The organism is Filimonas zeae, from assembly GCF_014641615.1.
In the GTDB taxonomy this organism is placed as follows: Bacteria; Bacteroidota; Bacteroidia; order Chitinophagales; family Chitinophagaceae; genus Filimonas; species Filimonas zeae.
In genome coordinates this window covers 1,057,182-1,069,282 of sequence record NZ_BMIB01000001.1, presented here as the reverse complement: position 1 = coordinate 1,069,282, position 12,101 = coordinate 1,057,182, and the positions used below count along the sequence as shown (strand labels likewise).

At 47.1% G+C, this 12,101-nt stretch carries 4 protein-coding genes; all 4 read right to left on the bottom strand.

Going from position 1 to position 12,101, the window contains the following annotated elements; translation table 11 throughout:
* Window positions 1-6: 6 nt before the first annotated feature.
* The 4 genes from IEY13_RS04365 to IEY13_RS04350 all read right to left on the bottom strand — a co-directional run bounded on the left by IEY13_RS04365 (window position 7) and on the right by IEY13_RS04350 (window position 12,058).
* Window positions 7-3,054: a SusC/RagA family TonB-linked outer membrane protein gene (locus tag IEY13_RS04365; protein WP_188950723.1), complete on the bottom strand. Its 3,048-nt coding sequence runs from the start codon at window positions 3,052-3,054 to the stop codon at window positions 7-9.
* A 118-nt stretch (window positions 3,055-3,172) separates the two neighbouring features.
* Window positions 3,173-5,161, bottom strand: a complete 1,989-nt coding sequence (locus IEY13_RS04360) for a sensor histidine kinase (RefSeq protein WP_188950722.1) — start codon at window positions 5,159-5,161, stop codon at window positions 3,173-3,175.
* Between the two features lie 80 nt (window positions 5,162-5,241).
* Entirely contained in the window at window positions 5,242-8,778 is a 3,537-nt protein-coding gene (locus IEY13_RS04355) for a malectin domain-containing carbohydrate-binding protein (RefSeq protein WP_229687724.1), read from the bottom strand.
* Window positions 8,771-12,058: a glycoside hydrolase family 2 TIM barrel-domain containing protein gene (locus IEY13_RS04350; protein ID WP_188950721.1), complete on the bottom strand. Its 3,288-nt coding sequence runs from the start codon at window positions 12,056-12,058 to the stop codon at window positions 8,771-8,773. The genes IEY13_RS04355 and IEY13_RS04350 overlap by 8 nt, the downstream gene beginning before the upstream one ends.
* Window positions 12,059-12,101 lie beyond the last annotated feature (43 nt).

Here is a 12,101-nt window from a genome sequence, read left to right as displayed (position 1 = left end):
TTTACATTAAAAACCTACATTCAATCCGAATACAAATTGTCTGGTCAGCGGATCATCAGTTGCACCACCTCTTTCCGGATCATAGTTTCTCAGCAAATGACTCTTTGTGAAAGTGAACAGGTTAGAACCGGTAGCATATACACGCAGGTTACCCAGTCTCATCTTTTCAGTAACATTTTTCGGAAAAGTATAACCGAAGGTTACGTTCTTGATCTTCATAAAAGAACCATCTACAAAGCTCAGGCTCTGATAACCGGCATAGCTGTTCAGCGGACTTTTGCTGGCACGTGGAAAATCGTTGGAAGGATTTTCGGGAGTCCAGTAATCCATAAATGCCAGACCATTACCAGCACCATCCGGATTGTAACGGCCCATGAATTCAGCATTAATCATCTGTCCCCACCGTACAATCATATAAATACCCAAATCAAATCCTTTGTAAGAGAAAGTGTTCTGGAAGCCCAGTGACCATTTGGGAACCACAGAACCCAAATAAGTACGGTCGCTGTCGTTAATAATGTTGTTACCTGTTACATCCTGCAGTTTAATATCTCCAGGCTGGAAGGCTTTACCTGCAAAGGAATAACCAGCTGCCGCATCTTTCTCACCGGTTTGCCAGATGCCCAGCTTACGGTAAGAGTAGAAAGACTTCATAGGCCTGCCAATCAGATAAGAATTGGTTTCCCATCCCGTAGAAGGAATGATATCACGACCATCTATCAGCTTGGTAATTCTTTCCTTGTTGGTTGAAAAAGACAAGGTAGAATTCCACTGGAAGTCGCGGCCTTTAATATTCTGAGAATTAATAATAACCTCTAAACCTTTGTTTACCGTTTCGCCTGCGTTCTGATATACCTGCGCCGGAGTGCTGGCACTACCTACCCCTGTAAATGTGGGCAGTCTGCGCAGAATCAGTACATCATACGTTCTTGCACGGTACACATCAACCGAAGCCGTAATCCTGTTTTTCAGGAAGGCGAAGTCAATTCCCAGGTTGGCAGTAGCCGTTTTTTCCCAACCCAGATTGGGGTTACCAATAGTGCTGCTGAACAGATAATAAGGCGCAGCTACTTCACCAAAAGACATGTTGTTGCTGCGTATTACCAGACTTTGCGTACCGTAAGCATCAATACCGGAGTTACCGGTAATACCGTAACCCGCTCTCAGTTTTACCTGATTGAAGACGCTCGTTAACGGTTCCATAAAGCTTTCCTGGCTCAGGCTCCAGCCTGCTGCTACTGACGGAAAGTTATCCCATTTCTTGCCGGATAATTTGGCGTTACCATCATAACGGTTGGTTACCGTAAGCAGGTACTTGCCTTTATATCCATAGTTAACACGTGCTGCATAGGCACGGGAATCGGTTTTGGTATAACCGGAAAAAACACGCTGGTTGGCAGCATCTGCAGCAGACAGATTGTAAAACTGCTGAAAGCTTACCAGTGTGGCACCCTGGCCGTTTGCCTGCACATAATCCGTAACACCGTGTACCATAGAAGCCACACCCGTTACGGTTAATGAATGGTCGCCAAAGTTTTTATTCCAGGTAATAATATTATCCCAGGTAAGCTGACGTGCTGCTGTGCTTTTGATAGAGGCATCTGCAAACTTTTCGCTGCGGTCCAGGTGATAGTACGAAGAGCTATCTCTGTAAACACCATTGCGTATGTTACTCAGGTTGGCCCCGAACACAGAGCGGAAAGTCAAGCCCTTCATGATATTAATTTCCAGATACGGATTAATCAACACGTTAGTAGTATAGGCATTATCCGTATAAATATTTCTGCCACGGTTATCTGCCAGCGGGTTAATCTGGTTAGGCGCACCTGATATGGGGCGCAGATTAATATTACCTGCTGCATCATAAGGAACACCCAGTGGCGTTAAACCTGTTGCTTTAAATAACTGGTCAGGGCGGGTATTGTTGTCATAGATGGTTATCTGGCTTTGTATACCCGCTTTCATCCAGTTGTTCACTTTCTGGTCCAGATTTAAACGAACTGTATAACGCTTCATTACATCATTCAGCAAACGTCCCTTCTCATTAAAGTAACCGGCAGATAAAAACGCTTTGGTTTTATCATTACCACCCGCTACAGAAACGTTATGGCTTTGCTGCACACCGTTACGCATCAGCAGATCTACCCAATCTACCCACTGTCCAGCCTGTACAGCCGACCACTCCTGGCCGGAAAACAACTTGGCATCATCTGCAGGAGAAGCCCATTCACCGGTAGTGCGCCAGGCCTCTCTTCTCAATTGAATATAGTCTGCACCGGTTCTGCCTTTAGGAAAAGGAGTTAAACCGTTAATGCCATAATACCCATTATAAGCTACCTGTGCACGGCCTTCTTTACCTTTTTTAGTAGTTACTATAATAACACCATTGGCACCGGCAGAGCCGTAAATAGCCGTAGAGGATGCATCCCTTAATACATCCATCGATTCAATGTCGTTCGGGTTAAGGTCATCAATGTTAGCACCCTGTACCCCATCAATTACATACAAAGGGGTATTGGTACCGCTGAACGAGCGCGTACCTCTTATTTGTATGTTAGAATTAGACCCGGCCTTACCAGAACTACGGGTAATATCCACCCCCGGTACACGGCCCTGAATAGCTTCCACCGCATTGTGCGTAGGCGTACGCACAATATCCGCGGCCTTTACCGTGGTTACCGCGCCCGTAAGATCTTTTCTTTTCACTGTACCATAACCAATCACCACCACTTCATCCAGTTGCTTGTTGGCAGCCGTCATTTCTGCGGTCATGTTGTTAGATGCGGGTAATTGTAAAGCATCATACCCCACATAACTGAATTCAATAGTTACATTGGCAGAATCCACCGCTAGTGAAAACACCCCTTCACCATCTGTTACCACCGTACGTGTAGCATTTAACGCTTTTACCGAAACGCCTGACAATGGCCTGCCCGAAGTCTTGTCCTTAACTTTACCTGAAATTTTTTGTTGCTGCGCATAGATCGGTTGCCAACAGCAAAGCAGTAAGAGGCATGCGATGGCATATCCACAGAGATTGCTCTTCTTCTTCATATAGCACTGCGTGATTTAGAGGGATTTATATGAAACAAACACGTTTTCCGGATGTGAAGGTATAGGTAGCCGCATGCCATAACAATGGCAGATATTTCTGTAATGATGGAATATTTTCCTATTTACAAACCGGGAGGCTGAAGTAAAAATAGGTACCCAGGTTCACTTCACTTTTCACCTTTAAAATACCCCCGTTCGCCTCAATAAATTCTTTACAAACCATAATTCCCATACCGGTGCCCTTTTCATGGCTGGTTCCCTGGCGGGAATGTATGCTTTCATCGCCTACCAGTTGGGCTACCTCCAACGCTGTCATACCAATGCCTGTGTCAGCTACATATATCTCCACGCGGTCCGGTTCTACACCTGCCATGGCCCCTATCGTCACCTCACCTCCCGCATGGGTAAACTTAATGGCATTGTGCACCAGGTTCAGCAGAATCAGCCGTAACTGCCCCTTATCTGCCCGGCAGCAGGTACCCCGCTCTACAGCAATGGTTTGTACAATCTTCTTCTTTTGCGCAGCCACCTTATTATCCTCCATAATCTCTTCAAACAACAATTGCAGCAAAATAGTTTCCGGCTGTGGCTCTAACCGCTCCATCTGTGTGAGCGACCAGTGCAGTATATTATCCATAGTTACGGAAATGCGCTTCAGTTCTGTATCTACTTCCTCACGCAGCCTGGTGACCTTTTCAGAACTGTTATTGCCGGAATACAACTGCCCCATCAGCCAGCGCAGGTTACCTACCGGTGTTTTAAAATCGTGCGATACAATGCCCAGCAACTTATTACGCATGGCATTGCCTGCAGATAAACGGTTCATAGCTTCCTGCAACTCTTCTGTACGTTCACTTACCTTTTGCTCCAGCTTTACATTATGCTGCTTTATCATTTCCATGCTGCTGTTCTGCAGGGCTATGGTTTGTTTTTTCAGCAACAGGTAACGGAAACCTAATGCAAACGACAACAGTATCACTTCTACGCCAGAGCCTATAGTAATAGCGTGCAACGTCCATATACGTACCCGCAACAACCCCAGCACAGAAGCAGCAAATACCACAATCGCCGCCAGCAAAACACTCCACGCTACCAGAAAGTACAGCGCAGGGCTGTATTTCTGCTGATATACCGTCAACGAAAGCATTATCACCAGCACTGGTGTTATCAGGCTAAATAGCTGCTCCTGATGCATAGCCGCCGCCCGGTAACCCGCAAAATTGGTAATCAGCGTAATACACATCAGCCAGGTAACCACCCGCAACACACGCGTAAGCCGCGGCGCATACAAACCACCTTTTAAAAACGAGATGGCAAAGCTGATACCGAACATGTAAGAGATAGCCACCAGACTGGCCCCATATTCACAGATAAAATCTGCCGCCCGCTGCCCCAGAAACACCCGGAAACCACGCAGATATAACAATACAAAGCCAGCCAGCGAAAACAGGTAGCCAATATAATACAGATAACTAACCTCTTTAATCCAGCGGTAAAGCGACAGGTTATAAAAAAGCAAGGCAATAATAATACCTCCATACAGCAGCTCCCAGCCATACATTCTCACATAAGAGTACCATAACCCCTCCGCAGTAGTAACCGTAAGCGGAATAATAACCGAATTACCCGAACGCACCCGCAGCCAGAACTCCAGCGCCCTCCCGGCACTATCCGCCTCCGGCAACAAAAAACTATACCCCGGAGCCAGAAATGCGTTATTAGCCAGCGGGCGGTGGCTGCCTGCCTCTATGGTACGCAGCTGCCCCTTGTGATAGTAGTAAAGTGTAATGGTGTCAATATTGGCATATTCCAGCAGCAGATAGGCGTTACTGCCGGTGGTATTGGTAACCGAACCGTGTATCCAAACAGCCGCGTTCAAAAAGCCATAGGAAAGCAGCATCTCCTTCGCCGGCTCAAACCGCTGAGCATATGCTGGCTGCTTTACCTGTTCCAGGGTAAGGCCAGCACTGGTATCCACATAATTTTCAGTTAAAGGCATGGCCAGCACATTGTTCTGCTGGCTGGTAAGGTGTACACGTGGCAGATCACGTGCAAAAAGGGCAGTAATCGGAAACAGTATCGTAAGGAAAAGTAAAATTGTCCTCAAATACATGCATTTTGGTTAGTAAACATACGCCTACTAACCAAAACACATGCCGTTTTGCGGCAAAACAGTTCCGCGAGGCACTACTGCACTTCCAGTTTATCCAGCATCAGGCCGGCTTCACCCGTTACCGGAACCAGCTGCACCGTGTACGTACCGGCGTTGATATTGGTACCGGTAGAGCTGTACAATGTTTTCCATTTGCTATTGGCGGGAGCAAAAAACACTTTATCATGCCGCATCAACGTACCATCCTGTAATCGAACCGTCAGCCATACAGGCACCTGCTTTTCCGTTTCTGTACGGTAGCGGAACCGGAGTTCGTAAGTATCTCCCACGCCTACTGTCATTTTCCAGGTAACCGTATCGGTTTGCGCACGCAGTTTGGCGTAACCACCGGTATTATACCCGGCAACCGCAGAGTCTAAACCTGCTCCTTTTTGCACCGCAACAGCAGCAGGATAGGTTACCACCGGGCGCTTTATTTTTTCAGCTTTTTCGTAGGCGGTGGGGCGATGGAGGATTACCGTATACATCTGATAATTCCCTGACGGATTAGGCCCGGTATATAATTTTGAACCGGCAGGAATGGTTTTGCGGTACAAGCTTAATATACATCCTCCGTTGGCATCTGTCACCAGCGAATCTTTCACTGACTCATATCCCTTCATCCACGCAGGCATAGAAGTAATACTACAATCGAGAGCTATGTAAACATCAGTTTCAACTTCACAATGCATATTGATGAGTGTATCGCTTTTTTGCGCAACATCTTCTGTAAAAGCAGTTTTTATCCAGTTATCGCCATACAGCAAAGGAGGAAGATAATTAATCTTTATAGCTGAATCACTGTAAAGCGCTTTTCCTTTATCTAACCAGCTTTCATATTTCCATCCATAGGGAATCCCCCCACTTATTCGTCTCCTCCGCTTATCAGATTCATACCCCTCTTTCGCAATACCAATAGCTGCAATTACTGCCTGAGAAGCATATACCTGTGGAAATGAAACAGTAAGCTTTCCACCCGTTATATGTACAGGCACCATCTTTTTCAACACCTTATCGGTACCTACCTCTTTCCATATATCCAATTTGTGCAATACCTTCTTACCATTAACTGCCACATCAAACACACGCCAGTTACGGCAGTCCATTCCTCCACCAATGCCGTACCATGGCTCAGTAAAATAGAGCACTACCAGATAATCACCATCTTCAACGGGCAATTTGTACTGCAATGCATCTCTGCCGTAACGACAGGTCTGAAACAAAGCCTGGTCAGCTGTATTGGCATAGACTGCTGACGAAGTACGCTGGCTCGCCTGAACAGGAGATAAGCCGGCAAACTGGTCAGCCCAGGAACAAACAGTATCATCATTATACAAGCGCTGATCCGAGCTCCAGATAAAACCTCTGCTATCTTCATAGTCAGAACCTCCGCAATTAATCCGATACAAATAGTCATACCCTTTAGGAGGAGTAACTAAAGCTGTGTTATTGAAGTACCTCTTTTTCATATGTGGCGCCTCCGGCAAATGCAGCAACCGTGTCTCGTCCTCCGCAACCAACTTGCCCTTATAATATCCCCTCGCATATAACACATTATACTTCACCGGCACACTATCCCACTGAAAATGCGTACCTACTCCACCCTTTCGTCTTTTGCCTAATGAAAAACGTTGTTCCTTATCGTTAAACAACTCCACTTCCTCACAATTCGAATACACCACAATGCCCGATTTAATACCGGGTGTCATCCAGCGCTCCGGCCAGGTATGCGATACTATATACACCATAGGGTCAGTAGCGGCAGAGGTATAATTGCTACGGTACATATAAAATGCATCCGTAGGTTCACCCCATATAGTAAACAGGCCCTTATTATTCACCGGCCCTACTTTGTCTATATAACGATAGCCTTCATCCGGCTGTACGCGGCCGGGGTTATCGTGCGAGTATAACAACCAATGGTAATGTCCGGTAGTTTGTGTTTGTACAGAATCTGCCAGACGCACTTTCATTTCCATCAATTGCGTCATGCGGTCTTCACTCAAAGGGCCTTTTACATCAAAGCCGCCTTCTGTGTGAAAATCAATACTGCGCCATGCGCCATACTCCCCTACCAGCAATTGCTTTATCAGGTCATTGCCATAGTCCGTAGGGTTGCCGCCATAAGTGCCCGTCCAGTTCTGCGGTACGTTCCAGTCAGTACCCGAGCCGCCGTTACAGGTGGTTATTTTACGCTGCACAGTAGCACCGGGGTCCATTTCACGGATGATATCCGAACACTCTTTTGCAAAATATTCCGGCAGGGTACTTTCGTTCTGCAGCCCCCACAATATAACAGATGGACTGTTACGACGTTCCTTAATCCAGTCCCGCATCAACGTTGTAAAGTTTGCGGTAAACTCCGGCAAATCAAACCATACATGCGCGGAGAACTGTGGCCACCAGAGAATACCCAGGCTATCCCAGTAATTCTGATAACGCAGGTTATGTGGCTGGTGTGCATCGCGGAACGAGTTAAAGCCCGCCGCTTTCACCTGCATAGCACGAGCGTAAATTTCTGTTTCGCTAAATGCATGGCTGTTGCCCAGTATATGCTCGTATTCCGCAGTACCGTTTATAAACACAGGCTTGCCGTTAATACGCAACTGGCGATTGCCCTTTCCATCCAGCTCGGGCCAGCTTACCCAGCGTATGCCAAACGCGGTAGTCTCTTCATCCTGCAATACACCTTTCTCACGAATGCGTGTAATAGCCTTATACAAATAGGGCTGCTCCGGGCTCCATAAACGGGTGTTGGAAATCCTGGGTTCCCAGTTAAGGATAGTTGTCTGCCGTGCATTCAGCAACACCTCCCGTTGATTGGTATATACCACCTTACGGTTACGGTCTTCCATGCTTGTTTCCACCACAACCTTGCGTGCCGTATTACTGTAATTCTTCACCTCTGCCGTGTAATGTAACTGCGAGGTTCCCCCTTCCCGCACGGTAGTATCATTCCATACATGCAGTCCAAATGGCTCAACACGTACGGGTGAAGTTACTATCAGGTGAACCGGCCGGAATATCCCCATCGGCTGCGAGCCTTCAGAAAACCCCTGTTCTTCCGAGCAGCCACCACATACCCAGGGCAGGGTGCGGATAAACGGCGGATGCTCCGCTTTTACAGCAATGATATTACGCACACCGGGTTTTGCCACATGGGTAATATCCAATGTAAAAGAAGTTCTGCCGCCAGCATGTTTACCTACTTCTACGCCATTCACCCATACCGTGGCAAAAGAGTTTATGCCTTCAAAAAACAGAAACAGACGCTTACCAGCTATGTTCTTTTCTATGGTTATGGCTTTCTGATACCAGGCAGTTCCATGGCGGTTGCCATGTTTCAGCTGACGGTAGCCCTCATACCTGTCCCAGGTATGTGGCACCTGCACCCGTTGCCAGCCGGTATATAAAGTATTCTTTTTTTCAAAACCATCATATGCCCTTGCATTGCTGTCGTTGGCTACGGTATACCAGTCATCGTTCAGCAGATAATCTTTACGCGGCTGTTGTGTAAAACCCGTATACCAGCAAAGCATGGCCCATACACCACAGAAAAAGTATTTATTCATGGCCCGGTCCCCCTTTTCTTATCGCCGCCTTTTCCGGCATCCCCAACAGGTAAAAACTGTAATGATAATCTTTAGCAGGCAGCTGGTATTGCTCCAGTGGTTGCGCCACATCACTCCAGCTATCGTTACCACCTACGCCCATCTGTACCAGATCAATATTCAGGGTAATATATCCCGCATCACGCAGGCGGTACGTATGTCCTGCACGCGCAATATTCTCTTCGGTATGAGGCCAGGCGCTCATGCTCAGTAAACTGTCAGCAGCCACCCATATACCTTCCGTAGAACGTTTATCGTGCAGCAGCATCCAGCGTACATCAGTTCTGTTACCGTTTTCCTGCGGCACCACATAAGGCTCCATAAAGTTTTCCAGCGAGGCGGCATACACATCCGCATCAAAACCATACCGTCTGTCAACATAATTTTCCAGCGGGCCCCTGCCATACCACTGAATACTGTCGTAACTTCTGTTAATACCACATTGCATACCCACTTTAGGCAGGTGTGGCAAAGCAGTATCTGCATGCAGCGTATAATCCACCTTCACAAAACCTGCTGCATCCACTGTATACACTACCACCACCGAAGCACTATCCCGGATCAGTGAGTAACGGCTTTCAATACGTGGGCGTCTTTCTGCATCCTTGTCCAGTTGCATGTTCACCAGCTTCATATCAGTATGAAACCAGGAATACAATTTCTTATGTGTCTTCCAGCCACGTTTATCATTATCCGTTTGCGGGCGGGTAAAATGCGGCAGCAATGGCGCAGACAACTGCTCTCTCCCTTTACGGATGTACGAAGCCAGCGCACCATTATTTTTAGTAAAAGTTACCTGTACATCTTCTGAACCGGTAACCACAATTTTATCTGCCGTCTCCTGCACCTTCACAGCACCTGGTGACAACCATACACCCGCAGTGCGCAGGCCTGTAATGGTCATCTGGTTAGAAGCTATTTCATAACCCGCATCTGCCCAAGGTGTACCCTTTTTCAGCAGAAAGTGAATGCTGCACAGCAGATCGCTGTTAGCCTCCACACCAGAAGGGTAATATCTGTAAATATCAATCACCGTGTCCTTACCCGCTTCCAATGAAAGCGAAGGCAGCCGCTGCGATACTACCTCACGGCCATATCGGGTAATCCGCAAAACAATATCATATTCATTCAGAGAAAGCACACCGTTTCTGTTTTGTATATGTACCAGCCCCTTTGCAGCATCCTTCATAGTACACTCCACCGGCTGAAATACGCGCTTACATTCATACATCGGCGCTTTGGGGCGGCCCAATGCATCCACAATACCCTTAATGGTAAAGTTGTCGTAATACTTCTCGCCAAAATCACCACCGTACGCATAATACTCCCTGCCTGCGGAATCTTTCTTCACCAACCCCTGATCTTTATACTCCCATATACAACCACCTATTACGCGTGGCGTACTACGGAATACATCCCAGAACTCTTTCATGTTACCGGCAGAGTTACCCATAGCATGCGCATATTCCACAAAAAAGATGGGGCGGTTATCGCCGTTTTTCTGGTTCGCCAGCAGTTCAGCAGTATACAATCCCGGATACATCCGGCTTACCATATCTACGTAATACTGATCTTTCGGATTCTGTAAACGGTGCGAGTGATCGTTGGTTTTAGGATAACGTGGGTCACCTAACGGAATATACCCTTCCAGCTGATGACTTCCCATACCCGGCTCATAATGTACCGGGCGGGTAATATCAAAGTCATGCAACCAGGCAGCCATAGCAGCATGGTTAGGCCCACGGCCTGCTTCATTACCCAGGCTCCAGATAATAACGCTGGGGTGGTTTTTATCGCGCATTACCATGCGGGTTACACGCTCCATATAAGCATTCGTCCATTGCGGGTCATTGCTCAGCTTTCCACCCAGGCCGTGTGTTTCGTGGTTGGCCTCATCAATTACCAGTATACCATATTCATCACACAAATCGTAGAAGTAAGGGTCCAGCGGATAATGGCTGGTACGGATGCAGTTGAAGTTAAACTGCTTAATGGTACGTACATCCTGCAATATATCTTCACGCGTTAAAGCTTTACCACGGGTAGGATGATGGTCAGGCCTGTTTACCCCATACAGATAGGTTTCTCTGCCATTAATCAGCAACTTGCTGTTCACCGGTGAAAACGCCACAGTTCTAAAACCAACTTTACAACTCTTAGCTTCCAGCAAATGGCCTGTACTATCTTCCAGCGATACTACCAGCGTATACAGGTTAGGTGCTTCCGCACTCCATTTATCAGGATGCGCTACCTTACTTTCCAGTAACCCAAACTTCACATTATCCAAACGCGGATAAATCTCGTTTACAATAGCATTGGCATTCTTACTCAGCGGCGCAGCAAACACCTGCTTACCGGCTTTATCATACAACTGTGCTTTCACCGTATAACCTGTTACGGCTTTACCGGTGTAGTTGTCCAACCTCGGGCGCACACTAAACACCGCATCATTATAATCTTTATCCAGCTGTGCCTGCCAGTGTATATCAGCAATACGCAGCTTAGGCTCTGCCATCAGCATTACCTCGCGCTGAATACCACTTAAACGCCAGTGGTCCTGATCTTCCAGATAAGAACCATCGCTCCAGCGCAATACCTGTACCGATAATATATTCTCTCCTGCTTTCAGGTAAGGGGTAATATTAAATTCAGAAGGCAGAAAACTATCCTCACCATACCCCACCAGCTTACCGTTCAGCCATACTTTAAAAGCAGAACTCACGCCACCGAAATGAAGCGTGATGTTCATATCCTTCCAGGAAGCAGGTACAGTAAACGTGCGCTGATAGCTACCTACAGCATTATAATCTTTCGGTATGTTAGGCGGGTCTACGGGGCGGAAAGGATATACCGCACTTTTATAAATCGGCTTATCATATCCTTTCATTTCCCAGTTAGCAGGCACCTCTATCTTCTTCCATCCCTTTACACGGGCCTTATAAAAATCAGTAGGCGCATCAGCAGGCTTTAAAGCCAGCGAAAAGTCCCAGTCGCCATTTAGCAATAACATTCTGCCGCTGGTGCTACGGTCGCCTTTTAAGGCACCCGCAACGTCTGCAAAAGAGTAGGCCGTACTGCGGCTTCTGTCGCGGTTAATACTGGTTACCTGCGGGTTCTCCCACGGTTCTGCCTGGTAAATACCGGGCACAGGCGGCACGGCAGCGGGTAATCCGTCTACCGTTTGTGCTGTTACTGTAAAAGGCGCTGTTATGCACAGCAGGGCTGCTATTTTATACCACATACTCTAAAATCAATCTTGAGAAAAATATCCTGTTCTTCTTTAA

Bases quoted from the DNA above. Each gene is read 5' to 3' on its own strand.
- IEY13_RS04365 (WP_188950723.1), bottom strand. From the start codon at position 3,054: ATGAAGAAGAAGAGCAATCTCTGTGGATATGCCATCGCATGCCTCTTA.
- IEY13_RS04355 (WP_229687724.1), bottom strand. From the start codon at position 8,778: ATGAATAAATACTTTTTCTGTGGTGTATGGGCCATGCTTTGCTGGTAT.
- IEY13_RS04350 (WP_188950721.1), bottom strand. From the start codon at position 12,058: ATGTGGTATAAAATAGCAGCCCTGCTGTGCATAACAGCGCCTTTTACA.